We start from the raw sequence: 26,437 nt of genomic DNA on the forward strand, positions 1-26,437 counted from the left end.
TGCAGTTGATTAAATACCACGCAATTAGAACACTATACGGTTAATGCTTTCAAGCACTATTTTGCAACCACGTGGTGCGTTTAAAAATATAATCACCATATTTGCCATTTCTTCATTGCTTTGCCAGCTTTGCTGCCGCAAAATTTCAGCTCGCTTCATTGCGTTAAACGATATGCCGTCATAAACGTTATCTTGCCAGAACAAGGAAATCTGCACATATGTTTGCCATCACTCAGCCAGATACTCAGCTATCCGACCATATTCAACACCAAATAAACAACAAGACAAAACCGTTAGGTGCATTAGGTCAATTAGAAACTGTCGCATTACAACTGGCTTTAATCCAACAAACTGAAAAAATTGAAATAATACATCCTCATCTACTTGTTTTTGCTGGCGACCACGGTATTGCTCAACATGGTTTAAGTATTGCGCCAAGTGAAGTAACAGCACAAATGGTGGCAAATTTTCTCGCTGGTGGCGCTGCGATTAATTGTTTTTGCCGAACAAACGACATGGCACTAAAAGTCATTGATGCTGGCATTAAGGTAGAACCAGAAGATCACCCTAATCTCGTTAAACAACGTCTTGGTCACGGCACTGAAGATTTCAGCCAGTACGCAGCAATGACAAAGAGCACCGTTTTACAAGCCCTACAATATGGCGCAGACGTTGTAGAAAAGCTAAGCCAGAAAAGTTGTAACCTTGTAGGCTTTGGTGAGATGGGTATTGGTAATACCAGCAGTGCTGCTGCCATAATGGCTGCACTGTTGAATATACCAGCTGATGAGTGTGTTGGCCGTGGTACTGGTATTGATGATCAGCAGCTACAACGTAAAGTCGACCTGATAACTCAAGCGTTAGATCTGCATGCAGAACGATTATCCGATCCTTTATCCATTCTAGCCAATGTTGGTGGGTTTGAAATTGCTCAAATTGTGGGTGGCATGCTAAAGGCTGCTGAAAATAAGATGACGGTATTGGTTGATGGCTTCATTTCTACAGCCGCAGCTATGCTTGCCGTTTCAATGTACCCTGAAGCAAACCACTACTTTATTTATTGTCATTGTTCAGAAGAATCAGGCCATCAGCGGATGCTACAACATTTGAATGCCACACCATTGCTTAGTTTAGGTTTACGTTTAGGCGAAGGGACTGGTGCGGCATTAGCACTACCACTACTGCGCTCTGCTTGTTGTTTCTATAACGAAATGGCCAGTTTTGAAGATGCAGGGATAACAGTGTGAAACACGAACCAGATAGTCAAACTATCACACAACATACAGACACAACGAATCGCTTAAACGCCACTGGTTGTAAACGCCAGTGGCAAATATTTTTGGTTGCATTGGCTTTTTTTACGCGCATTCCTATCCCTGAAAACACGCCTTACTCGTCAGAAAGACTCAATCAGGCAAACCGTTATTTTGGGGCTGTAGGTATTATTGTCGGTTTTTTAACGGCAATAATGTACTGGATTTCCGTACAGGTATTCCCTATAGAGCTCGCCGTTGCAGCCGCAATCATTTGCGGGCTATTGTTAACAGGAGCCTTTCATGAAGATGGCTTAGCCGATGTTTTTGATGGGTTCGGCGGTGGTTGGTCTGTCGAACAAAAGCTAAACATAATGAAAGATTCACGCCTTGGTACGTATGGCGCATCTGCTTTGGTGATGATGCTTGGCTGCAAATGGGCAGTGTTAATTGCGTTAGCAAAAATTGATATCTTGCTACCTGTAGGGCTATTAATAGTGATGCACACGTTAAGTCGAATCTGTGCAGCAAGCCTAATATTTTCTTATCCCTATGTAAGAGCAGATCAAGATAGCAAAGTAAAACCATTAGCTAATCAGCAAAGCCAACACGACTTGTGGGTTTTAATTGCCACAGGATTGATTATATTACTAGTCTTGCCTTTAGAGATGGCTATCAGCTTAACGTTAGTTTTACTTGTTGTTCGTTGGCTCTGCGGTAAATGGTTCCAACAACAATTAGGAGGCTACACCGGCGATTGCTTGGGGGCTGCGCAACAAATTACGGAACTTATGGGCTACCTAACCTTACTAGCCTGGCTTTCATAAAATAAACACACTGACAAAAAATAAAGAGGGAAATCCATGGTTGATCAAACCAACAAGGACGAACGCTATAAATCACGCCAAGAAAAAGTAAAAGCTGACGTCGATGCTCGTGTTGAAGCTGCTCAAGAAGAGAAAGGGCTTTTCCTCATTATTACAGGTAACGGTAAAGGCAAATCTACCTCTGGTTTTGGCACAATTGCCCGCGCTGTGGGTCATGGTTTTAAATGTGGTGTTGGGCAATTCATTAAAGGTACTTGGGACTGTGGCGAGCGTAACCTGCTCGAACAACACGGCGTACACTTTTCTGTAATGGCAACCGGGTTTACTTGGGAAACACAGAATAAAGAAACAGATAAAGCTGCCGCTCAAAAAACGTGGGCAGAATGTAAAGCAATGCTCGCTGATGATAGCTACGACGTTGTTTTACTCGATGAGATGACCTACATGGTAACTTACGGCTACGTGGAGTTAGAAGAGGTTGTGGAAGCAATTAACAACCGTCCAAATATGCAATCGGTTATCATTACAGGTCGAGCGGCGCATCGTGCATTGATTGAAATGGCAGATACGGTATCCGAAGTAAAAAGCGTAAAGCATGCCTTTGAAAATGGTGTTAAAGCACGCAAAGGCATCGACTGGTAATTAAGCAGCAACGTTAATTTTGACTTACAGAGGCAATACTGATGTGTTGCCTCTTTGTATTTGCGATTTAAAATAATTATTTTCTTTCTCTATCTCTTTCCTATTCTTATAATCTCAACTTATTATTCCTAAAACCGTAAAAAGCGGTTAGTACATTGTTTTCGGAGAATTTATGCCTTCCCAGTTACCAAAGAGCTTTAGTAAACCGTTTCTCAAAATATTTCACATTCTTGAAGCAATCCTGCTGGTTGCCATTACCTTAGCCACCTTGTTCGCCATGGTTAATGAGTTTATTCACGTTATTACCCAAAGAAACATCCAGCTGACCGATATTTTATTAATGTTTATTTATCTGGAAGTACTGGCAATGGTGCAGCAATTTGTCGCCCACGGTAAAATTCCGGTGCGCTATCCAATCTATATTGCGATAATGGCGATTGCACGCTATATCACGCTAGGCATGAAAGAGTTAGATGGGGTTTTAGTAGTATGGCTAGCTCTCGCCGCCTTTATTCTTGCAGCTGCGACGTTAGTAATCCGTGTTGGTCATCATTATTGGCCTTATGAAGCAGTAACAGACCCATTAAAGAAGCAGTCTGATGACTAAAGATTTATCAGCTAGAACGCATTCCTAAATAGACATCTATTCGTAAACAAAAAGGGAGCAATTGCTCCCTTTTTCTATTTTATAAATCAGAACTCTAAATTAGGACGACCTACACAACAATTTGTGCGATGGTATAGCCGATCATACACGCTGATATCACACCAATAAGACCTGGCATCATAAAGCTGTGGTTAAAATAGTACTTACCTATCTTTGTTGTACCTGTAACATCAAAGTTACACGTTGCGATATCTGATGGGTAATTAGGAATAAAGAAATAACCGTAAGTTGCAGGCATTAAACCAATCAATAATGCTGGGTTAAGTCCCATTGCAAGACCAACAGGTAGCATCATACGTGCCGTTGCTGCTTGGCTATTCACCACAACAGAGACAATGAATAGTGCTAGAGCGAAGGTCCAAGGGTAGCCTTGTACCATCTCAGTAATACCCGACTTAAACGATGGCATTGCATACTGGAAGTAAGTATCACTCATCCACGCGATACCAAAGATGGCAATAGCCGCCACCATTCCCGATTTAAATACCACACCTTCAGGTACTTTCTGCACGTTAGTACGCGTAACAAGCAAGATTAAACCACCAAAACCAAGCATCATCATCTGAATAATCAATGACATTGAAATCGGTTTAGTTCCCTCACCTATCGTACGAATTTCTGGCACCATCGCCACAACCACAATTGTAGCCAGTGCCAAAATAAATAGCATAACCGCATGCTTTGAAGACGATGGAAGCTTTTCATCGAGAGATGTTGACGTCGTATGAAGAATTTTATCACGCCATAATGGATCTTGTAGACGACGCTGATATTCAGGATCATCATTTAGCTCTTTACCACGACGCAAACTATATAAAGATAATAAAATAGTACCCAATAGCGTAGAAGGCACGGTTACCATTAAAATGGTTAGCAGGTGGATGCTTCCATTGATACCCGATAGCTGTGCCAAATAGTACACAACCGCGGCAGAAATTGGACTCGCTGTAATCGCAAGTTGCGATGCTACAGATGAAGCTGCCATCGGACGCTCTGGTCGAATGCCATTTTTCAATGCAACATCACCAATAATTGGCATGATAGAGTAAACCGCATGACCAGTTCCCAACATAAAAGTCATGGTGTAGGTTACAAGGGGGCCAAGAATGGTTACGCGTTTAGGGTTACTACGTAAAATTCGTTCAGCAACCTGTAACATGTACTTCAAGCCACCAGCCGCTTCTAAAATAGAGGCACAAGTAACCACAGCAAGAATAATTAACATTACCGTGATCGGTGGCGAGGTTGGCGGCATCCTGAAAATGAACACTTCTACCAACAAACCTAAACCTGAAACGACGCCTAAACCAATACCACCAAAACGGCTACCAGCATATAAGACGAGGAGGAGGAATAAAAATTCCAAATACAGCATACTCGTTATCTCCATATATCGAAAAATGCGATCTCAACACAAGACCATTAATACTTTAGGAGTATTTTGACAGCTGTATAATTCATCACTCTTGATAGAAATCAATTAATTAAAAAAATCATTTATTGGGAAAGTAATGTGTGAGCCCACTCTTAGAAACAACGCTCTATAAAAATAGAAACGCTACAATACTTTTTGTAACAATTCACTAAACATACGATTATATGCAACATTTAGAGCGGTGTTTTTTATGTATCACATAAAAAACATCATCAACAATAAGAAACAGATTTACTATAAAATAAAAAAGCTAACACAGTTTTATCACCATATTAGCTTTTAAGCTTGTATGAAGAAAAACCGTTATAACAAGCTATTCATGTCATCAGGGCATTCTTTAATATGACATAAGTTCGCATTAATATTTTGATTCCCTAATAAGCGCAACCATAATGCGGGTAAGTGTTTGGGCCTGACCCGTTTCTCTTCCATTTTTTCAGGCGATAACATTTTCCATTCATCATTATCACTTTCCTGAGCAAACGCAAAACTAAACGGTAGGTATTCAGCCATGCCTAAACGTAAATCCGTCACGATTAATTTGTCATCAATCTGTTGATAACGAACAAATTGATCGCTGAACTTTTCAAGCATAAGTAAATGCTCAGGCTTTTCATTCAACAACCACTCACCACGGGGCTTGGCAATAAAATCAATCGTCTTATCTTTATCTAATAACGACGTTAACCCTTCCCAATACGTATCACTATCTAATACAACGACACGCCACAGCACAGTATTCACAGGTGTTGGGGTAACAAATACAGGTTTATTCTCAAGTGGTGTACCCGCCAAATCCCCTTCGACTCTCGACTCGATAAGTTGCAAAGCAATCACTGACCACGCTAAATACACTGTCGAGATAGCTAGCCCTACTCCACATAGCTTTGCCATCTTCTCTCGCCAAAAAAGGCTAGCAAAAATCACCACGAGCAAGGGTATGGTATAAAGTGGATCGATAATGAAGATACTTGATACCGCAAAACTAATATCAAACGGCCAAAACAGTTGAGTGCCATAAGAGGTAAACGCATCAAGTAGCGGGTGCGTGATAAGACAAGCCGCAATAAGAAGCCAAAGCTGAGTAAAAGAAAAATGAGAAGGGCGCCACTGATGCCAACCTTGCGCTAACAACCAAGAAAACGGTAACAAGATAAATAATGAATGGCTAAAACCACGGTGTTTCACCATATCTGAAACAGGATCACCATAACCAATCAATACATCGAGATCAGGAATCGTACCTAGTGCAGCACCTGCCAGTAATATTTTTGGGGTACTTTTTTTCCCGGCGACAACCGCAGCAACTGCAGCACCTAACGCAGCTTGTGTAACTGAATCCAACCACCTTCTCCTTGTTTTTTAAGCATATTGCAATCACATTGCAAATAGATGCCTTATAAATACACTAACTGAAGGGTCCTATAATAACGACTGAAAAGTAAATAGAAAGTCATACTTTTGGTTGAGAGATAAAGTAAAACAAACACTGGCTTAACATTTTAACCAAAAAGCCCTTACAATTATAAAGCTAACGACTATCCTTATTTTGTCGTCACTAAATTACTATTTAGTTATTGCCGTTTGATACAAAGGACTTTGATTTATAAGAGGATATCAACCTATGGATAAACAGTGCCCATGCTGTAATAAACAGCTTGATGTTCCAGCACTAAAAGATATTGAAAAGAATTTCAGATGCTCGCATTGCGATGCAATTTTAACTCATAGTGAAATGCAAATTATTTCATATGGCGCTATTTACCTTATTGTTGTCACTTCACTCCTAATATTACTTGGTGAAAATACTTTCCTTGCTACAGTTATTGCGTTCATCACTTACCATTTTCTACGTCCAGTAATTGTTGAGCCTAGACTTGATATTAAATTAAGTTATATACCTAAAATTAAAAGCTTAATGCCATTTAAAACAAATAATAGCCTTTAAGGCTCCTTTCTCATTTACGGCCACTAATTTTGTTACACAAAAAACGCCCCCTCTTTTCATTCCTTCACTTTTTAATCAAAGACTTAAAAAGTGAAGGTTAACAAGCCGCTTACTTTATGAACAATATGTGCCATCGATCGCAAATTAATACCGTTGATTTCGCTAGCTTAGATAAGGATACCCACATACCTAAAAGGAAACGCTAATGCCAACAAAAGTATCTGAATATATGACGAGAAAAGTTGTCACTATCCAACCTGAAACAGGATTACGTGAAGCATTTTTTTTAATGCGAGATAATGCAATTCGTCACTTACCAGTTACCAATATTGATGGTGAATTAATTGGTTTCATCAGTGACCGAGAATTACGGCGCCCCGGGTGGGTTGATGAGTCGCCAGATATCGGCCATGAATATGACTTAACAGATGACCTACACGTGGGTGATGTTATGGTTAAAGATATCATCCATGTTAGAACGTATGACACATTAACCAAAGCCATAGGTACGATTCTTAATCACAATATTAGCGCAGCCCCTGTGTTAGATAAAACGGGGCAATTAGTAGGAATACTATCTGCCGTTGATTTATTAAGTGCTTTCCAAGATACGTTAGAGTCACAGAAAACGCATAAAAATAAGAACAAAAAAGCGATGGCTTGATTCTATTTTATAATCAATAAAGGTGTTGCGATGAACCATCTACTACACCTTTATTGTACTAAAACTAGGATACCTTTACGGTTTTACATCCTCGACATTATTAACAACCTTAGGAGTCGCTGTAGCGATCCACGCGGCGCAAAATAGAGTTAAGCGAGCATAGAAATAAAAGAATGCCATTAGACCGATAATAGAGCCAAAGGCAGCACCTGATGGTGATTTCGCTAAGCTTGGTAATATTATAGTCATCGCAAACTTGATAACCTCAAAACCAATGGCTGCCAATAAAGTACCTTGTAATAAAGCCCGCGTTTCTAACTTCTTCTTTGGTAACATCCAAAAAATCCATAAAAACATCAGATAGTTTGCTGTAATTGAAATAGTGAGAGCAATCAATGTTAGCGCAGGACGTAACCACGTGATCCCCCCTAAACCTAGCGCCTCTACAATCGTTTTCTGCGCTGAACCCGCCACTGATGTTAATGCAACAGTAAAGATAAGCGCAGCAACCAAGCCCGTAAGCGCGACAAAATCTTTCCCATATTGTAAGAGCAGGTGATCTTTATCTTCTGGTTTTCGCTCCCACACATCACGCGTTTGCGCTCGAATGGCTTCACGCAAATTACCCATCCAACTAATACCGGAATACAAGGCAATCGCTAAACCACTCAAGCCAACGGTGGTACGTTGATTAATCGCGGTGTTCACGGTATTTTCAAGGGTTTTTGCTAGGCTTGGATCCGTTACACCCGTTACGATTTTATCGATTAGTCCCGTTAGTAGATCGGAATTCGCAGCTAAAACAAAACCAGCAGCAGCAAATAGCACCATTAAAATAGGGATAAGAGATAAAAAAGAAAAGTAAGTAATCGCGGCACCAAACTGGCTGCCTAAACGATCATTAAACCGATCAGCAGCACGTAACAGGTGATCGATAGGAGGAAGCGCTTTTACCTTGCCTACTGCAAACCTACACATCGAAATAAATCGATTCATGATGGTGTTTTTCACTTCTTTTTTATCTTGTTCCATACTCTCTTTACTACTTAATCAATACATTGGAATTGACAATTAAATGCCTAAAGATTATTCAATTTCATATTGTAGTCATAATAAAACTGCAAACTAGTGAATCATTCTTAATCATAAATTTATTATGTACTTAACATTTATTATTTAATTGCTATGTATCTAAAATAGAAAAGGCTTGCCAAAAGTGGCAAGCCTTTTTACTCAAAGTACGTCATGGCTTAGTTAAATAAGCCTTTTAATAACTTATCCGCAGCATTTTTGATATTGTCATCTTTGCTTTTATCACCCAGTAACTTTTCTAAACCGCGATCAATTTCTTTCTTTGCTTTTTCTTCAAGTTCATTGTTTTGTTTAAACAACTCTTTCAAATCCAGTGCAAACGTGGGTTTAGTCCAATCACCTTTTACGTTTACGGGCACAGTCAAATCAGCAATATCATCAATATCTTTACCACCCTGACCTTTACTGCTCGCAACCACTGATGTACTAATGATGAAATCAAGACGCTCGCTTACTAGGTTAGTGTTACCCTTGCCATCAATACGTAATAACGGTGATGCAAGGTGAATATTGGTTGAGGAAGCAACACTTTTACCAATTTTGAAGGTAGCTTTTAAAGCTGAGAAATCCGTCTTCTTTTCTTCTTTCACATATTCTGCTTTTTTACCTTTCAATGTCGCTTTTGCTTCACGAATCATCTCAGGAATATTCACGCCGTAGATTGCACCATCAGCAAAGTTTATCGCAATGCTACCAGCAACATTTTCACGAATGCGCTTTTCAGCCAGCCCAGTACCCGACAGTTTTACATCGATATTACCCGTACCAGCCAGTGTTTCATTTTGTGCAACGTCTTTAAGTAAAGCATGTACATCAACACCTTTAATATGCTTTGTTACCTGATATTTTGGCAACTTACCATTTGCATCGACGGTAGCATTAGCACTAACAGTACCGCCGTATAACTTAGCATTGAAGCGCTGAAGGTTTAGTACACCTTTTTGTACTTTCATATCAACTAGCACATCAGATACTCTCGCATTCGCAACTTTCAATTTTTTAAGAGTAACGGTACCAGCGATATCCAATGTTTTTAAAGCCGATAAATCTGGCTCTTCACTTTTGCTGACTGTTGATGTTTCACCACCAGCAGAAGGCACAGAACCAGTTTCTTCTTTTGTAGTATCTTTATTGCTTGCTGATGATGCAGTGCCTAAGAATGCATCCAGATCAATATTATCACTATTAACATCAAAACGAATAACAGGGATAGTTGCACTCTTAAACGAGCCTTTACCGTCTAAAAGCAGCTCATCGATCGATGTTTCAAACCGACTTAACGTCGCTAAGCCTTTTGCAACATCATAAGTCGCATCAGCGTTTAGCCCGACTTTCATCTCTGGACGCGGTAACGTGCTGCCTTTAAGATCAGAAGATAATGTCAGCTTATCAAGTTCAGCCATATTGTAATCAGTGCTTATTTTAAAGCGTGTTGCACCACTTGCATCAAATGCAAGTTCAGGTATTTGACCTTTCGCAGTAAACGTAATGTTAGCCCAGTCGCCGACTTTTAAATGATCGACACCAAGTGTTAATGATTCAATATTATTAATACTGTCTTTTGCAGACGCAGTTAGATTTAATGCTTTAAGTTCACCGCCTTTATAATCAGTCGCAATCAACAACTGGCTATCACCCTTAGCGGTAAAGCTAAGCTCAGCATTCTTGCCTGTTATATCAAAGTTGGCCTGAGTCCATTCACCTGGTGAAAATGTATCAAGTTTGAAGTTCAAACTATCAATTGTTGTGGCTGTACCGGCTTTATCATCACGTAATTCTGCACTCGCATTCATAACTTCAACGCCAGCTAAGCTGATTGTCCACGGTTGCGTCGCTTCACTTTCTACTGGCAACTGAGTTACAGGTTCGCTATTCGTATTTTCAGTAACAGTGCCTTCAACAGCAGCTTGTTCACCTAGACCATCGAGGTTACTGACACCATCTTTACGTGTTTGAATAAATACACGCGCATCATTTAAACTGATACTACCAATCTCAAGATGCTGAGAGAAAAGAGGCATCACCGACACAGAAAGTTCTGCACTACCCAGTTTCACTAGATCAGCTTCAGCAAAACCTTGAGGGTTCTTAAACTCCGTCTCACCTAAGCTAAAACCAATACTAGGGAAAAAACGCCAGCTAATATCGCCATTAATGACTAAGTCTCGCCCAGTGGCTTTTTTAACTTGTTCACTTAATAAAGGTTTAAATTGATTGGGATCGACCAATGCAAGCAAGGCACCGATACCAACGACTATAACTAGTACAATGGCTAATAATACGTAAAGAAGCTTTTTCATTGTATCCTCTGAATTATCCGTTATTCCTGACTTTTATTACGTTAAAGTTTTTAGTCAGAGTCCATTTATGACAGCGATGGCTACAATTAGTTTCTTGACGAAAAAAACAATAACCATAATAAAATTATGTGAAAACTAAATAGTACTACACCCAAGTTACTTAGTTATATATCAATAACAAAGATATTCTATTACCTAGATTAAAGCAGAAAAAAAGGCAGTCGTTAAGACTGCCTTCATAAAGAATAACCAAATCACAATAATTAAATTAGATTAAGCATTATTTATCTTCATTTATTCGACTAGCAACCGCACCTTGCTGATTTTTATACTTTGCATTTTCACGCTTATTATAAGGTTTTTCAGCAAAATCAGATAATATCTCGAAACTTAATGCGCCAATTGGCATATTAGGGCGAAGCGCCAGTGGTAAACGACCACTGTTAAAAAATTCAAGTACTATACGACCAGACCAGCCTGGATCAATGCGGTGTGCTGTTACATGCACCATTAATCCTAAGCGTGCTAATGAAGAACGACCATCTAACCAGCCGACAATATTACTAGGCAAGGTTACGGATTCGTGTGTAACAGCCAGAGCAAGCTGACCAGGATGCAGATAAAAAGCGTCACCCTCTTCAATGTTAATTTCATCACTCATGACTTTTTCAAGCTGTGATGCGACATCTTCTTTCTTTCCTGAAAGGTCGATAAAGGGGGCACAGTGATCAGTAAAAACACGAAACTTATTACCTAAAGACACATCAACCGTTAAGCCACTAATGCAGTCGTTTGACGGTCTAGGCTCTATAAGAATTTTACCGTCATCAAGATATGTCTTGATATCCCTATCACAAAGTCTCATATCTATGTTATCTCCTGAAAACAGCCAATCCGCTTGTACTTTGACGACAATAAGCAGATATAAAAAAGGCTGACAATGTCAGCCTTAGTAATCACATTATGATTTTAGCAACTTGGCAATATGCGCCTTCAATACATCAATCGCGATTCGGTTTTTACCCCCACGCGGTACGATGATATCGGCATATTGTTTAGACGGTTCAATAAACTGCATGAACATAGGGCGTACCGTCTTTTGATACTGCACAAGCACAGATTCCATTGTACGACCACGTTCAGCAACATCACGCTGCAAACGGCGAAGTAAACAAATATCTAATGGGGTATCCATGAACACACTTGCGTGCATAATTTCACGTAAACGTGGGTCCGTTAATAAAAGAATACCTTCAAGAATGATCACTTTTTTAGGTGTCATTGGTGTGGTTTCTTTTAAACGAGTGTGTTCGCTGTAGCTATATTGAGGCACTTCAACAGCTTTGCCTTCGATCAACCGTTGCAGATGGTCACAAAGTAAATTGTGGTCAAGTGCATTTGGATGATCATAATTCGTTTTAACCCGCTCATCCATGGTCAGGTGACTTTGATCACTGTAGTAACAATCTTCCGTGATAACACCGATCTGGTGATCGCCTACTTTTTCTTTTAATTCTTTATAAACAGTACTGGCAATCAAGCTTTTACCGGACGCAGAAGCACCTGCGATACCAATAATGACGCATTGGTGTGAGTTTTCAGACATATCAGAAAGCACCTGTAAGACAACGAGACGAGGCGGAAAATTAACCGCATTATTATAGGCACTTGCAGCGCCAGAAGCCAGTAAAAATGTGACTTCCAGCACGCTTTGTTAGAAACCTGTCACATTTTTCTCATATTTAGTGCCTTTACTCATTCGTATACTCTTACATTGTACGAATTGTAATCTGCTCTGTAATCACGTCACCTTGCCAGAATAATCGACTCGCAACTTGTCCAGCAAGATCAATGTATGCAGCGGCTTGCTCTGAATCAGGCGATGCTGCGACGGTTGGCTTACCACGGTCGATATCTTCACGAATCGTAATATGCAGTGGTAGTTGCGCTAATAAAGGTACGGAATATTCTTTAGCCATGCGCTCTGCACCGCCAGTACCAAAAATAGTTTCATGATGGCCACAATTGCTACAAATGTGATAACTCATGTTTTCAACCAAACCCACGATAGGCACATCCACTTTATCAAACATGCTTATACCTTTAATGGCATCAGCTAATGCTAAGTCTTGTGGTGTCGTAATAACAATCGCACCTGTTACAGGAATTTGTTGAGCAAGTGTCAATTGGATATCACCCGTACCCGGTGGCATATCAATAACAAGATAATCGAGATCTGGCCACCATGTTTCAGTGATGATTTGTTGCAAGGCTTTTGATGCCATCGGTCCACGCCAAATTGTAGCGCTCTCTGCGGGTACTAAATAGCCAACTGAATTCGTATACAAACCGCATGATTCAACAGGTAACATCATTTTGCCATCTGTTGATTGTGGCTTCTCATCTACCGTACCCAGCATCAAAGGTACAGAAGGACCATAAATATCGGCGTCTAATAAGCCAACTTTTGCGCCTTGCTTCTGCAAGCCTAACGCTAAGTTAACAGCGGTTGTCGATTTTCCCACTCCGCCTTTTGCCGAGCTTACAACTATAATATTTTTAACGCCCTTTAGCGGTTGCTTTTTACCACATGCCAATGGTGCAACACGACACTTAACAACAAACACCATACTGGCAGCTACATGATGCAACTCTTGTTGAGTAAGAATCCAATGTTCAAGTAATTCAGTAATGGCGGTAGCAGCAAAAGGAAGGGTTATGGTCACTGTACCTTGAGCAGATACCGACACAATATTTTCAGTCTCTGCCCATTCTGAAATGAGTAAAGGGTGTTCAAAGTGATTTAACCAAAGACAGATATCTGCAACATTTTCAAAGCGAATCATCGAATCATTCCCCATAAGGTTTAAGGCTCCACGTTCATATTAGACTTATTATCGCACCCACTAACAACCTAGGTATAAGCAAAGTATTGAGGTAGTTAGGGAAAAGGATGGATTCATCTTCTTTTTCTTAATCCTACCACCAATGTACCTAGACTGCTGCTGTTTAGACAGCGTTTAACTTGGATAAATCACCCAGTGACGCTAGGCAATATGCTGCTGATCAGGTAATATTTGATGCTTATTCTATTTTTACCCATCATGAGCGAAATAAGTAATTATGGCTGCGAACCCAAGAAAAATTCTGGTGACCTGCGCCCTACCGTACGCTAACGGTTCTATCCACCTTGGCCACATGCTTGAGCATGTACAAGCGGATATTTGGGTGCGCTATCAGCGCCTTCGTGGTAACGAAGTACACTTTATCTGTGCAGACGACGCACACGGTACTCCAATCATGCTTAAGGCCCAGCAGATGGGTATGGAACCTGAGCAAATGATTGCAGAAGTAAGCAAAGAGCACCAAGCTGACTTTGCTGGCTTCGATATTAGCTTTGATAACTATCACAGCACTCACAGTGACGAAAACCGTGAGCTAGCATCATTTGTTTATACTCAGCTAAAAGACAAAGGGTATATTACTAACCGTACTATTTCTCAGCTATTTGATCCTGAGAAGGAAATGTTCTTACCTGACCGTTTTGTTAAAGGCACATGCCCTAAATGTAAAGCGGAAGACCAGTATGGTGATAACTGCGATAATTGTGGCGAAACATACAGCCCAACAGATCTTATCAATCCGAAATCAGCAGTCTCTGGCGCAACGCCAATCATGAAAGATTCTGAGCACTTCTTCTTTGACTTACCACAGTTTGAAGACATGCTTAAAGCGTGGACAAAATCTGGTGCACTACAAACTGAAACCTCAAATAAAATGCAAGAGTGGTTTGAGTCTGGTCTTCATCAGTGGGATATCTCACGTGATGCACCTTACTTCGGTTTTGAAATCCCAGGTGAAACTGGCAAATACTTCTACGTATGGCTAGATGCACCAATCGGCTACATGGGTTCATTCAAGAACTTATGTGATAAGCGCGACGATCTTGATTTTGACGAATTCTGGAAGAAAGACAGCACAACAGAGCTTTATCACTTTATTGGTAAAGATATTGTGTACTTCCACAGCTTATTCTGGCCAGCAATGCTAGACGGTGCAGGTTTCCGTAAACCAAACAATGTATTTGTGCATGGTTACGTAACAGTAAACGGCGCGAAAATGTCGAAGTCGAAAGGTACCTTTATTAAAGCAGGTACTTACCTTGAGCACCTAGATCCTGAATGTCTACGTTACTACTACGCTGCAAAGCTAAATAGCCGTATTGATGACTTAGATCTTAATCTTGAAGACTTTACACAACGTGTAAACAGCGATGTTGTAAACAAGATTGTTAACCTTGCTTCACGTAACGCAGGTTTCATTGCTAAGCGTTTTGAAGGTAAGTTATCTGAAACATTTGCAGAACCAGCGCTATATGCTGAATTTGCCAACGCTGCAGACCGTATTGCTGAACTTTACGAAACTCGCGAATTTAGCCGTGCTATCCGTGAAATTACAGCTCTTGCAGATAAAGCAAATCAGTACATTGATGAAAAAGCCCCTTGGGTTGTTGCTAAGCAAGAAGGTCAAGACCAAGAACTACAAGATATCTGTTCTGTGGGTATCAATTTATTCCGTGTTCTGATCACTTACTTGAAGCCAGTAATGCCATTACTGGCTGAACGTACTGAAGCATTCTTAAACGAAACACTTACATGGGAAGGTGTGGCACAGCCATTAACTAACCATGAAGTGACAAAGTTTAAAGCACTATTCAATCGTATTGATCCTAAGCATGTTGAAGCAATGGTTGAAGCTTCTAAAGAAGATGCAGCAGCAGCACAAGCACTGATCGAATCAGCAAAACCAACTGGCCCTCTTATTGATGAGCCAATTGAAGCTGAAATTGAATTCGATGACTTTGCTAAAATTGATATGCGAATCGCGAAAATTGTATCGTGTGAAGCTGTGCCAAAAGCAAATAAACTACTGAAGTTCCAATTGGACATCGGTGGTGAAATGCGTCAAGTATTCTCGGGTATCAAATCAGCATACACACCAGAAGAGCTTGTCGGTAAGCACACTGTAATGGTTGCAAACCTTAAACCTCGTAAGATGAAATTTGGTATGTCTGAAGGTATGATCCTAGCAGCAGGACCTGGTGGTAAAGATCTTTGGATCTTAGAACCACACGAAGGTGCTCAGCCTGGTATGCGTGTTATGTAACGCTATACGCCTTAATACTAAGGAGCCTATTGGCTCCTTTTTTTATAAGCGATACCAAACTAATCAAGCCTCTGACTCATCCTTGCTCGTATAATTGTGGTCAATACTGGTATAAAACAGCATTTATGCATAAATCATTCAACCAGCCTATCATTTTTTAATTGAACTTAAATTCAATATTTAAAACTCAGAATATAGATTAAATCCAGTCCATTTAACCAATATGCTGTTAAATGTAAACATTTAGCTCCAAAGCGACCAAAAAAAAGCATTTGCATTTGTTAACAGCACTTTCGAGTTACATGCAAAAAAACACACTCAATTAGATATTACCCTACCGAATCGACGCTAATAGTGCCGTGACCTTAACGAAATCGACTATGATTTAACCACAGTGTTAACGCATAGTTAAATATTCTATTTCCCAAGCTTAAGATGGCATAAAAAATGTGATCTAAAACAGACCTTTGCACTTTAGATAACATTTTACTTCGCTTTAACACCCAAACTACTGCTAATCTGCTCCGCACTCTGATGAGTGATTTACAGAGTGAATAATTATAAGGAGTGTTCTATTCATGAATACAGATAAGAAAAAGATGTCTCTAACTGGCCGAGTTATCCTCGGTATGCTTTTAGGCATATTAACAGGATTTATCATTCGCTCTCTGTTTGCCGATACGGCTTTCGTTCACGAATATATCGTGAACGGTTTATTTGACGTAGGTGGAAAAATATTTATCGCGAGCTTAAAAATGCTTGTGGTTCCATTAGTATTCGTATCTTTAGTGTGTGGCACTAGCTCGCTAAAAGATATCAGTACTCTAGGTCGTCTTGGTGGTAAAACCGTATTATTTTATCTCGTTACTACGGCACTAGCGATTACTCTTGCACTAACAATGGGTACAATCTTCCAACCAGGTGCCGGTGCTGACCTTTCTGCTGCAACAACTTTTGCATCCAAAGAAGCGCCATCATTAGGCGATGTTATTGTTGGTATGTTCCCAACAAACCCAATCAGCTCAATGGCACAGGGAAATACACTGCAAATTATCGTCTTTGCAATTTTGTTTGGTGTTGCTATTAGCGCTGCTGGTAAAGCTGGTGAACGTATTGCCGCTCTATTCGTTGACTTAAACGCAGTAATAATGAAACTAGTTGCACTTTTGATGAACATTGCACCGTATGGTGTGTTCTTCTTAATGGCTAAACTATTTACAGGTCTAGGCTTAGATGCAATCTACAATCTTCTAGGTTACTTCTTAGTACTCAGTGCAACCTTATTACTACATGGTTTAGTGACTTACAGTGTAATGCTAAAAGCATTTTCTGGTTTAAGCCCGATTGTTTTCTTGAAGAAAATGGAAGATGCAGTAATGTTCGCATTCTCTACCGCATCTTCAAATGCAACTATTCCTGTAACGATGGAAACAGCAACTAAGCGTCTTGGTGTCAATAACAAGATTGCATCGTTCACTGTTCCTCTAGGTGCAACCATCAATATGGATGGTACAGCGATCATGCAGGGTGTCGCGACTGTATTTATCGCGCAGGCATTCAACATTGACCTCACGATGAGTGACTATCTCGCCGTAATTATGACAGCAACATTGGCTTCTATCGGTACCGCCGGTGTTCCTGGTGTTGGTCTAATCATGCTTGCAATGGTACTTAACCAAGTTGGGCTACCCGTTGAAGGTATCGCACTTATCATGGGTGTAGACCGTTTACTTGATATGATACGTACTGCGGTAAACATCACTGGTGACAGTGTTGTTACCTGTATCGTCGCTAAGTCTGAAAATGAAATGAGTATTGATACTTTCAATGACCCGAAAGCGGGTGTAAAAGACGAAGAAGTTCACTTCCATACACTAAAACAAAATAGCTAATTACACGTTTAATACCGCTGTAATCAACTAGTTCTAAGGCTTCGCTATTCTCTATAGCGAAGCCTTTTTTTCTGTATCAATATAGTGCAACACTCACTAAAACAGCGCACTTGTTTATACTCCTCCCCTCTCTTTTAAATATAAGCCATTGTTTAATTGGCTATTAAGTAAAAATATTAATCGGCATAGATATTGCTGAACAATATTGTGTATGGAATTTTATACCAATATTTGGAGGAGTTATGTTGATACTATTGCTACTCGTAATAATCTTTGGTGCTAGTTGCTTCTTCCTTTGGCAGGCAAGAGAAAATAAGCGTTTTTTACAAACTCGGTTTGATCAAGTCATCGGTCTTCGACAGCTTATTTTTTTACTACGATTTCATCGCCGTGAAACACATCACTTTTTATCTCAGTCTCATCCACTTGAAACAGCACAATTAAATGAAGTCATTGCGATAAAATCATTGATGAAGATCTTGTCTTCTCGAGCCGATAAAGTGCATAAACCCATGTATCGTATTCTTGCAAAGCAAATCAATAAATTACTGGATGAATGGTTAAGCTATTCTGTTCGCCGTAATCAAGCCGCTCATGGAAAAGCGATTCGACATGTTTTGTACTTAATTGATGATATGATCACCCAAAGCTTGCTCGCGGCAGATAAAGAAGCGCTATTTAAAACCTATCAAACCGCTTGGCCTATTACTTTAAATTCGATTGATAGTTTAAGTCGGTTTCGCTACGCCATTGATAGTTACACCTTAGGAAAAAACTCAAGTAAGCGTGAGTTAAAGGTACACATAGGTGTTATTCAGCGTCGATTAGGACAGATAGCCTTACTAACAAATAAGCCGCCGCTCACTTTCATGATTGATGATCTAATGTTGGAGTTTGAGAGCATCAATTTACAAGCAAGAAATTTGGAAGACGTTAAAGGTGAACTATACCAATTATCACTTAAAATCTCTGATACGATTTTCAATTTATTCGACATAATCTTGACTGATATCGCGACTGATATTTCTGTTCGTTTTCCTGAACTTCAGCACACTAGCAGCAATGTAGTGGCTTTTCAGAAAACACCCAACTTGTATTCTATTTCGCACTAATAGCAATATTCGTATCTCATTCTTATGATATTGCACATATAAAAAAACCCAGCCTTAGCTGGGTTTCTTCTTTATCGCTAACCTCTAAAGAGATTAACCGATGTGCGTAGCACCTTGCATGTACTTACGAAGTACGACAGGGACTTCAATACGACCATCTGCTTGCTGACCATTTTCCATGATAGCAACCATTGTACGACCAACAGCAAGACCTGAACCATTAAGAGTGTGAACAAGCTCTGGCTTCTTCTCACCTTTACGACGGAAGCGTGCTTGCATACGGCGTGCTTGGAAGTCTTGCATGTTTGAACATGAAGAGATTTCACGGTAGGTTTCTTGTGCTGGAACCCATACTTCTAAGTCGTATGTTTTCGCAGCACCAAAGCCCATATCACCCGTACAAAGAATCACTTTACGGTAAGGTAGTTCTAGCAGCTGAAGTACTTTCTCAGCATGACCTGTTAGCTCTTCTAGTGCTGCCATTGAATCTTCAGGCTTAGTGATCTGAACTAATTCAACTTTGTCGAATTGGTGCATACGAATAAGACCGCGAGTATCACGACCGTATGAACCAGCTTCAGAACGGAAACACGGTGTGTGAGCCGTCATCTTCAATGGAAGATCTGCTTCATCTGTAATCGTGTCGCGAACCATATTCGTAACAGGTACTTCTGCTGTTGGAATAAGTGACATACCAACGCCTTCTTCTGTCGCAGGTTTAGTATGGAACAAATCTTCACCAAACTTAGGAAGCTGACCAGTACCAAATAGGCTGTCTGCGTTAACTAGGTAAGGTACATACATTTCAGTGTAGCCATGTTCTTCTGTATGAAGATCTAGCATAAACTGCGCAATGGCACGGTGTAGACGCGCGAATTGACCTTTCATCACGATAAAACGTGAACCTGAAATCTTCACGGCACTAGCGAAATCAAGACCACCAGCCATTTCACCTAGATCAACGTGATCTTTCACTTCAAAGTCGTAAGCTTTTGGCTCACCCCAACGTGAAATTTCAACATTCTCGTCTTCATCTTTACCAGCAGGTACAGAATCATCCGGAAGGTTTGGTACCATCATAGTGATGCTTTGAAGCTCATCAAGAAGTTCTGCCAATGCTTTTTTCGCATCGTCTAGATCACTACCAAGATTTGCTACTTCAGCTAGAATTTTTTCAGCTTCTTCGTGATTGCCTTGTGCTTTCGCTTGACCAATCGACTTCGATCGCGCGTTACGCTGTGCTTGAAGATCTTCAGTCATCATCTGAAGGGACTTACGCTTTTCTTCAAGAAGACGTAAATTTTCAACGTCAAGGGTAAAACCACGACGCGCGAGTTTTTCAGCTGTTTCATCCAGCTCAGTTCGAAGTAATTTAGAATCTAGCATGCTAATCCTGTGCTCTTAATATTCTGAAGTGCTCGTTATTTAGGCAATTATTGCCAAAATAATCTTAAATTTCGGTACGTCAGGAACTCTGACGCCAATTGCTTTACGATACCCAAAAAGCCTTATTATTGGTAGCGCTTTAATGTGCTTTTAGCATCTAATGAAGCAAGATAATTCAACTTTTCGGCAATTTTGGTTTCTAAGCCACGATTTGTTGGTTCATAGTAACGTGTATCTTTCAATTCTGGTGGGAAATAGTTCTCACCCGCAGCATACGCACCAGGCTCATCATGTGCATAACGATATTCAGCACCATAACCCAATTCTTTCATTAACTTGGTTGGGGCATTACGCAAATGAGGCGGTACTTCATAATCAGGATGATGCGCTGCATCTTGCTTTGCTTTTGCAAACGCCACATAAACCGCATTACTTTTAGGAGCACAGGCAAGATATACAATCGCCTGAGCAATGGCACGCTCACCTTCGTATGCTCCGATGCGGGTAAAACAATCCCATGCTGATACCGCAACCTGCATTGCACGAGGGTCTGCATTACCAATATCTTCAGAGGCAATAGCTAATAATCGTCGCACAATATAGAGCGGATCACAGCCTGCTTGCAGCATACGAGCAAACCAGTATAAAGCACCGTCTGGATTAGAACCTCTAATTGATTTATGCACAGCTGAAATCATGTCGTACCAAAGGTCACCTTTATTATCAAAGCGCCCTATTTTCTCACCAGCCACTTCTGCAAGCAGTTCGAGTGTAATCTGTTTAATACCCGCTTTGTTTTCTTCTGCCATATCAATTAACTGTTCAAGATAATTGAGTGACATACGGGCATCACCACATACCAGCTCGGAAAGGCGCTCTTTTACATCATCAACAAACTCAAGATTTGTATCAGATATACCACGAGAGCTATCCTTGAGTGCTTGATCGACAACCGCCAGCACTTCAACCGTTTCTAATGATTTCAACTTATAAACACGGGCACGCGACAACAATGCGTTATTAAGCTCAAATGATGGATTCTCTGTCGTGGCACCAATAAAAGTAACAGTGCCATCTTCAATATGTGGCAGAAAAGCATCTTGCTGACTTTTATTAAAACGATGCACTTCATCGACAAATAATATAGTGCGTCGCCCTGCCATCTTATTTTCACGGGCTTTATCGATAGCAATACGGATATCTTTAACGCCAGAAGTGACAGCCGATACACGCTCAACTTCTGCATTCGCATAATTTGCCGCCACTTCAGCTAATGTTGTTTTACCTGTACCTGGCGGCCCCCAAAGAATCATCGAATGCAGGTGACCCGCCTCTAAGGCGCGTCGTAATGGTTTACCTTCACCAAGGATATGTTGCTGACCAATATACTCTTCAACAGTACGAGGTCGCATTCTTGCCGCTAATGGGCGGAAATCAGATGAAAAATCAAGACTGAAGTTACTCAAAATAACCACTCCCTTAAAGACAGAAAAGGTGGCATTAAATGCCACCTCGTTTAAATAGTGTTTTCTATGCCAAGATGAAGAAATGCTAATGTTCAGCGTTCTTATTTTTCGGCGTTTTTATCAATTGCGTTGATCATCAAGCTCTACACCTTTCGGAGGCGTAAAGGTAAACAAGTTAGCTTTTGGCACTTGCTTGCTGAACTGACGGAATTTGAAATTGCTACGCTGACCATCTTGTTCTACGACAGAAAAATTACGCACTTCGCCCGACTTTGCAACGGTAACAACAAACTTACCCATCGTCGATGTTGTATCTTTCGGCGTTAACGTAAAGGTATCTGACGTTTGAGCCACATTATAATTAGCCCAATCACTTGCACTATTACGGGTTAAAAGTACAAACGGTGTTTGCTCCGTGGCATCTTTCAACCACATCGCGGTAACTTGTTCGATAAATGGGCTGTAGTACCACAACGTTTTACCATCAGAAACCAGTAGGTTTTCATCAGGTGTGACTGTGTTCCAACGGAATAAATTAGGACGTTTAATTGTTACATCCCCTTTTCCTTCTACCAGCACATCACCTTCAGGGCTAACAACTTTCTGGTCAAAATTAGCACTGAATGCATTAACTAAACTCAAGCGAGAACTTAACTCTTGCTGTGGGTTTGCCCATGCAGCAGAAGACAATACCAATGGTGCAGCCAAAAACAGGCCTATCATTGCTTTTTTTATCATTTTACAACCTACTCATATATTCGCTGTGTTGAGGGTTTACCTCAGAACAGCATCATTAATAGTTAATCTCTTGGTGGCGGAGGCGGTGCTAATACCTCACGGTTACCATTATGACCAGGAGCACTTACAATACCGTGCGCTTGAAGCTGCTCGACAATTCGAGCCGCGCGGTTGTAACCAATTTTAAATTTACGTTGAACACCGGATACCGAACCACGGCGAGTTTCGGTCACAAATGCCGCTACATCATCAAATAGCTGATCCAGATCTTCATCACCAGATGCGGCTTCGCCTGGCAGTAAGCCTTCAGAACCTTGATCTGCACTTAAAATACTTTCGATGTACTGAGGTTTCCCTCTCGCTTTCCAATCGTTAACAACGTTATGCACATCATCATCTGATGCAAATGCACCGTGAACACGAATAGTATGGCTTTGGCCTGACGGCAAATACAACATATCACCCATGCCCAATAGCGATTCAGCACCACCCTGATCCAGAATCGTACGGGAGTCAGTTTTGGTTGATACTGTAAATGCCATACGTGTAGGAATGTTAGCTTTAATCAAACCCGTAATAACATCAACAGAAGGACGCTGAGTGGCCAAAATAAGGTGAATACCTGCGGCACGGGCTTTTTGAGCCAAACGGGCAATCAATTCTTCAACTTTTTTACCAACAACCATCATCAAATCAGCAAACTCATCGACGATAACAACAATACTTGGCATCTTTTCTAGCAGTGGCGCATGCTCTGCCATGCTGTCGCCTGGTTTCCACAATGGATCATAGATTGGAAAACCAGCATCAGCCGCTTCTTTTAATTTAGCGTTATAACCCGATAAATTCCGTACTCCAACGGCTGCCATCAACTTATAACGACGCTCCATTTCCCCTACACACCAACGTAATGCATTACCCGCATCTTTCATGTCGGTAACAACTTCGGTTAATAAGTGCGGAATGCCTTCATAAATTGAAAGTTCCAACATTTTCGGATCAATCATAATGAAACGACAATCTTCTGGCGTACATTTGTACAGTAAGCTCAGAATCATTACGTTAACACCAACAGACTTACCAGAACCTGTCGTACCAGCCACTAATAAGTGTGGCATCTTACTTAAATCTGCAACAACCGCTTCGCCAGCAATATCGTTACCTAAAACAACAGGCAATGCACTGTTCATATTCTGAAAGCGATCACTAGCAACCACTTCAGACATGTAAACTGTTTCACGATTTCGATTGGGTAATTCCAAGCCTACATACGGTTTACCAGGAATCACTTCCACCACACGTACTGCAATTGCCGATAATGCACGGGCTAAATCTTTGGCTAAGCCTGAAATACGGCTTACTTTTACGCCAGGAGCAAGATCCAACTCATAACGCGTAATAACAGGGCCAGGATAAACCCCCGCCACTCGTGCTTTGATTTTGTAATCTTCCAACTTAGATTCAACCAAACGAGCTGTTTCCATTAACTCTTCTTCTGATGCTGGTTCTACGTTCTGTCTCGCTGGGGCCAACAAATCAATGGTTGGCATTGGCGATGTTGGCACTGGAAGATCTGGCGCTGACTTCATCAAAAACGGATTGTCTAAACCCGCGGCATGCACTTGTTCTTTTTGTGCCTGACGAATTTTCTGCAAAAAGATTTCTTCATCCGTTAATTCTTCAACATTATCTTGCTGAGAACGATCTAGCTCTGATAATCCATCTTGAACACCAATTTCAATATTGCTCGGTTCAGCTTCAATCTGCTCTACAGGTGCTGGCGACATTGGTGTTGCTGTTTGAACTGTGGGGTGAACTCGCGTTTGAGCGCCGCTTGATTGGGGTATATGTACCGACGGCACAGGCACCGATGTATGTTCAGGAACCCTTTGTGATACTTGTTCTATATTTTCCGCTGGTGCTTGTATTGGCTCGAGAGGGGCTGATATATCAACTAGTGACTCATCACATATCGCTGACGCTGGCATTATAGCGCTTGCAGCAACCACTGGCGTAACAACAGGCGCAATATTCTGAGCAACCTGCATAACAACCTCTGCAACACCTTCAGGTGACAGTGTAATATCAGCAGTAGGTGTCGAAACACTTGTCGTTGTAGACGCTACAGAATGAGAGGCTGAAGCCACAAGCCCTTCATGTTGCTCTTCAACGTACATGGTGAAATCTTCATCTTTTTCTAGCTCTCGCTCTAACTCTGCAATGGTTAGCCCTTTTGCTTGAGTCGTTGATGTAATTTCAACTGGGTCTGTTTGTTCAAGATGAATGCTATCAAGCTGCTTGCCTTCAAGGCTAGCCGTTTCAACACTAGTGCTACTTACAGTACCGTTATGTGCAGCGCCGTTATTTACAAGAGTACTTTCTTGCACATCAGACTTAATAGCCAGATTAGATTCAGGGACATGAACAGAAGTCGTCACATCCATCAAAGGATCGGCTAATTGTTCGCCTTGCGCCGTCGCCACGTCTTGAGCTGCGGCACGGTTTTCAACAGCACTGCTAGCAACAACATTTCCTGCCACGGCAGTTGCCGCAACTGCTGGTTGGCGGAATGCATTATCAGAAACAGGTTGTTGTATAGCTGTTTGCGTACGGTTCGGCATTACAATATGTGGCGTTGACTCTGAATTCCAATCCTGAGAGGGCGTATCTGCTAGTACCGGCTCTGGAGAAGCACTCTTAGAAAAATCAATCTCTGACGCAGTTCTTCGACCATACGAAGCAAGTAACACATCGTCTGCATCAACCTCAGCCGACTGTTCAGGCTGAAGTTGTTTAGCATATGCCGTTTGCTGTTCATCAGGAATATCGGTTGCAAATGGCGTCAATGTTTCTGATTTGTCTGAACGTACAGCATTTAATAACCGTGACATCCCCCTAAGGGTTTTATCACCGATGGTATCAACAATGGTTAGCCAAGAAATACCCGTAAACAATGTAAAGCCAACCGCCCAGAAAAACATCAAGACCAACGTCGTACCAAGCACATTTAGCAGAGGTAATGCCATGTTAGAAACAACATCACCAATCACTCCACCTGACGAGAAATACCAAATGTCATCAAAATTTAAATCAGCTAGACCACAACTAGTAAGAAATAGCAGAAGCATGCCTAATAAGCGTGTTCCATAAATCATATAATCAATAGAAGCTGGCTCACTACGATGGCGGAATAACACCCACGCAGCTAAAACAATGGCAGCGGGTAAAGGATAAGCTAAAGAGCCTAAGGTGAAAAAGAATGTGTCGGCGACAAATGCACCCAGTGCCCCGGCCTTATTTTGAACCTGACCTTCCCAAGCAGTTTGGGACCATGATGGATCGGCGGGGTCAAAACTGACCAAGGCAACCATGATAAAAATGGCAGCCAAAATGCCTATGATCAAAAAGCTTTCAAGAATGCGTTGACCACCCGAAAGACGTAATTTGGGCTGTTTGCTTTTAACCTTCCTCAAAAAAAACTCCGGTGTAACTATTTAATTGCCAAAACAAGAATCTGACTTTTCATTCAGAATTCATACTCTTAGTTGTGAATAGCTCAATAATCTTAATATGCTTATTGTAAAGGAAATCGTCATATTTTGATGACTTATTAAAATTTTATTACCAATTAACCAATACTGACAGCAATCACACTAAGCTATTGACCATAATCAAAGGGTGAACCCATATAATCATGATAAATGGCTTAATATTATTAACCACAAGAAAACACCCTATTGTAGACGTTTATCCCTCGAAAAAATTCATCCTTTTGTCAATTCGTACTAATGCTTAATGAATTGAATAATAATCATGCAATTCGTTAATGTTTAAACCACGATGCAATAG

The 26,437-nt window shown here is 40.9% G+C and carries 20 protein-coding genes; 9 read left to right on the plus strand and 11 right to left on the minus strand.

The genetic code is table 11. The annotated features are described in order from the left end of the window. The first annotated feature begins 218 nt into the window (after window positions 1-218). The 4 genes from cobT (at window position 219) to C9J48_RS02495 (ending at window position 3,329) form a co-directional block, all read left to right on the plus strand. A complete protein-coding gene (gene cobT / locus C9J48_RS02480; RefSeq protein ID WP_006231216.1) occupies window positions 219-1,247 on the plus strand; it encodes a nicotinate-nucleotide--dimethylbenzimidazole phosphoribosyltransferase in 1,029 nt (342 codons plus the stop codon). Next, window positions 1,244-2,080 (plus strand): adenosylcobinamide-GDP ribazoletransferase, encoded by an 837-nt coding sequence (locus C9J48_RS02485; RefSeq protein ID WP_006231217.1) that lies wholly within the window; start codon window positions 1,244-1,246, stop codon window positions 2,078-2,080. The genes cobT and C9J48_RS02485 overlap by 4 nt, the downstream gene beginning before the upstream one ends. Window positions 2,081-2,116: 36 nt before the next feature. Next, the gene (cobO, locus tag C9J48_RS02490) at window positions 2,117-2,722 is read left to right on the plus strand and encodes a cob(I)yrinic acid a,c-diamide adenosyltransferase (RefSeq protein ID WP_006231218.1); all 606 of its coding nucleotides are present in this window, start codon (window positions 2,117-2,119) and stop codon (window positions 2,720-2,722) included. Between the two features lie 172 nt (window positions 2,723-2,894). After that, a complete protein-coding gene (locus tag C9J48_RS02495; protein ID WP_006231219.1) occupies window positions 2,895-3,329 on the plus strand; it encodes a phosphate-starvation-inducible protein PsiE in 435 nt (144 codons plus the stop codon). A 109-nt stretch (window positions 3,330-3,438) separates the two neighbouring features. Here C9J48_RS02495 and C9J48_RS02500 read toward each other — a convergent pair whose 3' ends face one another. Then, window positions 3,439-4,764: an anaerobic C4-dicarboxylate transporter gene (locus C9J48_RS02500; protein WP_006231220.1), complete on the minus strand. Its 1,326-nt coding sequence runs from the start codon at window positions 4,762-4,764 to the stop codon at window positions 3,439-3,441. Window positions 4,765-5,127: 363 nt separating this feature from the next. After that, the gene (locus C9J48_RS02505; RefSeq protein WP_006231221.1) at window positions 5,128-6,168 is read right to left on the minus strand and encodes a metal-dependent hydrolase; all 1,041 of its coding nucleotides are present in this window, start codon (window positions 6,166-6,168) and stop codon (window positions 5,128-5,130) included. A gap of 280 nt (window positions 6,169-6,448) precedes the next feature. On the opposite strand from C9J48_RS02505, the gene C9J48_RS02510 reads away from it, so the two are divergent. Together C9J48_RS02510 and C9J48_RS02515 are read left to right on the plus strand one after the other, a co-directional pair. Further along, a complete protein-coding gene (locus C9J48_RS02510; protein WP_006231222.1) occupies window positions 6,449-6,772 on the plus strand; it encodes a hypothetical protein in 324 nt (107 codons plus the stop codon). Between the two features lie 205 nt (window positions 6,773-6,977). Then, on the plus strand, window positions 6,978-7,436 hold the full coding sequence (locus tag C9J48_RS02515) for a CBS domain-containing protein (RefSeq protein WP_006231223.1): 459 nt from the start codon (window positions 6,978-6,980) through the stop codon (window positions 7,434-7,436). Between the two features lie 75 nt (window positions 7,437-7,511). Here the strand turns inward: C9J48_RS02515 and yhjD are convergent, their stop codons facing one another. The 5 genes from yhjD to apbC all read right to left on the minus strand — a co-directional run bounded on the left by yhjD (window position 7,512) and on the right by apbC (window position 13,674). Next, window positions 7,512-8,432, minus strand: coding sequence for an inner membrane protein YhjD (gene yhjD, locus C9J48_RS02520; RefSeq protein WP_036803502.1), 921 nt, complete (start codon window positions 8,430-8,432; stop codon window positions 7,512-7,514). Window positions 8,433-8,686: 254 nt separating this feature from the next. After that, window positions 8,687-10,828, minus strand: coding sequence for an AsmA family protein (locus C9J48_RS02525; RefSeq protein ID WP_006231225.1), 2,142 nt, complete (start codon window positions 10,826-10,828; stop codon window positions 8,687-8,689). A gap of 280 nt (window positions 10,829-11,108) precedes the next feature. Next, window positions 11,109-11,693 (minus strand): dCTP deaminase, encoded by a 585-nt coding sequence (gene dcd, locus C9J48_RS02530; RefSeq protein ID WP_006231226.1) that lies wholly within the window; start codon window positions 11,691-11,693, stop codon window positions 11,109-11,111. Window positions 11,694-11,789: 96 nt separating this feature from the next. Then, window positions 11,790-12,434 carry a uridine kinase gene (udk, locus tag C9J48_RS02535; RefSeq protein ID WP_006231227.1) on the minus strand — a complete coding sequence of 215 codons (645 nt, stop codon included), beginning with the start codon at window positions 12,432-12,434 and terminating at the stop codon, window positions 11,790-11,792. A 163-nt stretch (window positions 12,435-12,597) separates the two neighbouring features. After that, entirely contained in the window at window positions 12,598-13,674 is a 1,077-nt protein-coding gene (gene apbC, locus C9J48_RS02540) for an iron-sulfur cluster carrier protein ApbC (RefSeq protein ID WP_006231228.1), read from the minus strand. A gap of 277 nt (window positions 13,675-13,951) precedes the next feature. Here apbC and metG point away from each other — a divergent pair, with 277 nt between their 5' ends. The 3 genes from metG to C9J48_RS02555 all read left to right on the plus strand — a co-directional run bounded on the left by metG (window position 13,952) and on the right by C9J48_RS02555 (window position 18,998). After that, window positions 13,952-15,994, plus strand: coding sequence for a methionine--tRNA ligase (gene metG / locus C9J48_RS02545; protein WP_006231229.1), 2,043 nt, complete (start codon window positions 13,952-13,954; stop codon window positions 15,992-15,994). Between the two features lie 578 nt (window positions 15,995-16,572). Continuing rightward, window positions 16,573-17,886, plus strand: a complete 1,314-nt coding sequence (locus C9J48_RS02550; RefSeq protein ID WP_006231230.1) for a dicarboxylate/amino acid:cation symporter — start codon at window positions 16,573-16,575, stop codon at window positions 17,884-17,886. Window positions 17,887-18,128: 242 nt separating this feature from the next. Beyond that, the gene (locus C9J48_RS02555; RefSeq protein WP_006231231.1) at window positions 18,129-18,998 is read left to right on the plus strand and encodes a hypothetical protein; all 870 of its coding nucleotides are present in this window, start codon (window positions 18,129-18,131) and stop codon (window positions 18,996-18,998) included. Between the two features lie 93 nt (window positions 18,999-19,091). Here the strand turns inward: C9J48_RS02555 and serS are convergent, their stop codons facing one another. From serS to C9J48_RS02575, 4 genes are all read right to left on the minus strand, one after another. Beyond that, window positions 19,092-20,384 (minus strand): serine--tRNA ligase, encoded by a 1,293-nt coding sequence (gene serS / locus C9J48_RS02560; protein WP_006231232.1) that lies wholly within the window; start codon window positions 20,382-20,384, stop codon window positions 19,092-19,094. Window positions 20,385-20,509: 125 nt separating this feature from the next. Continuing rightward, the gene (locus C9J48_RS02565) at window positions 20,510-21,796 is read right to left on the minus strand and encodes a replication-associated recombination protein A (protein ID WP_278044555.1); all 1,287 of its coding nucleotides are present in this window, start codon (window positions 21,794-21,796) and stop codon (window positions 20,510-20,512) included. A 174-nt stretch (window positions 21,797-21,970) separates the two neighbouring features. Continuing rightward, the gene (gene lolA, locus C9J48_RS02570) at window positions 21,971-22,570 is read right to left on the minus strand and encodes an outer membrane lipoprotein periplasmic chaperone LolA (RefSeq protein ID WP_479724476.1); all 600 of its coding nucleotides are present in this window, start codon (window positions 22,568-22,570) and stop codon (window positions 21,971-21,973) included. 80 nt (window positions 22,571-22,650) lie between these two features. After that, complete coding sequence (locus tag C9J48_RS02575; protein WP_006231235.1) at window positions 22,651-26,061, minus strand: DNA translocase FtsK; 3,411 nt, start codon at window positions 26,059-26,061, stop codon at window positions 22,651-22,653. Between the last annotated feature and the right edge of the window lie 376 nt (window positions 26,062-26,437).

It is taken from the genome of Photobacterium profundum, assembly GCF_003026285.1.
GTDB classification, from domain to species: Bacteria; Pseudomonadota; Gammaproteobacteria; order Enterobacterales; family Vibrionaceae; genus Photobacterium; species Photobacterium profundum.

Coding starts and splice junctions, on each gene's coding strand:
- cobT (WP_006231216.1), top strand. CDS start 219: ATGTTTGCCATCACTCAGCCAGATACTCAGCTATCCGACCATATTCAA.
- cobO (WP_006231218.1), top strand. CDS start 2,117: ATGGTTGATCAAACCAACAAGGACGAACGCTATAAATCACGCCAAGAA.
- C9J48_RS02495 (WP_006231219.1), top strand. CDS start 2,895: ATGCCTTCCCAGTTACCAAAGAGCTTTAGTAAACCGTTTCTCAAAATA.
- C9J48_RS02500 (WP_006231220.1), bottom strand. CDS start 4,764: ATGCTGTATTTGGAATTTTTATTCCTCCTCCTCGTCTTATATGCTGGT.
- C9J48_RS02510 (WP_006231222.1), top strand. CDS start 6,449: ATGGATAAACAGTGCCCATGCTGTAATAAACAGCTTGATGTTCCAGCA.
- C9J48_RS02515 (WP_006231223.1), top strand. CDS start 6,978: ATGCCAACAAAAGTATCTGAATATATGACGAGAAAAGTTGTCACTATC.
- yhjD (WP_036803502.1), bottom strand. CDS start 8,432: ATGAATCGATTTATTTCGATGTGTAGGTTTGCAGTAGGCAAGGTAAAA.
- C9J48_RS02525 (WP_006231225.1), bottom strand. CDS start 10,828: ATGAAAAAGCTTCTTTACGTATTATTAGCCATTGTACTAGTTATAGTC.
- dcd (WP_006231226.1), bottom strand. CDS start 11,693: ATGAGACTTTGTGATAGGGATATCAAGACATATCTTGATGACGGTAAA.
- udk (WP_006231227.1), bottom strand. CDS start 12,434: ATGTCTGAAAACTCACACCAATGCGTCATTATTGGTATCGCAGGTGCT.
- apbC (WP_006231228.1), bottom strand. CDS start 13,674: ATGATTCGCTTTGAAAATGTTGCAGATATCTGTCTTTGGTTAAATCAC.
- metG (WP_006231229.1), top strand. CDS start 13,952: ATGGCTGCGAACCCAAGAAAAATTCTGGTGACCTGCGCCCTACCGTAC.
- C9J48_RS02550 (WP_006231230.1), top strand. CDS start 16,573: ATGAATACAGATAAGAAAAAGATGTCTCTAACTGGCCGAGTTATCCTC.
- C9J48_RS02555 (WP_006231231.1), top strand. CDS start 18,129: ATGTTGATACTATTGCTACTCGTAATAATCTTTGGTGCTAGTTGCTTC.
- serS (WP_006231232.1), bottom strand. CDS start 20,384: ATGCTAGATTCTAAATTACTTCGAACTGAGCTGGATGAAACAGCTGAA.
- C9J48_RS02565 (WP_278044555.1), bottom strand. CDS start 21,796: ATGCGACCTCGTACTGTTGAAGAGTATATTGGTCAGCAACATATCCTT.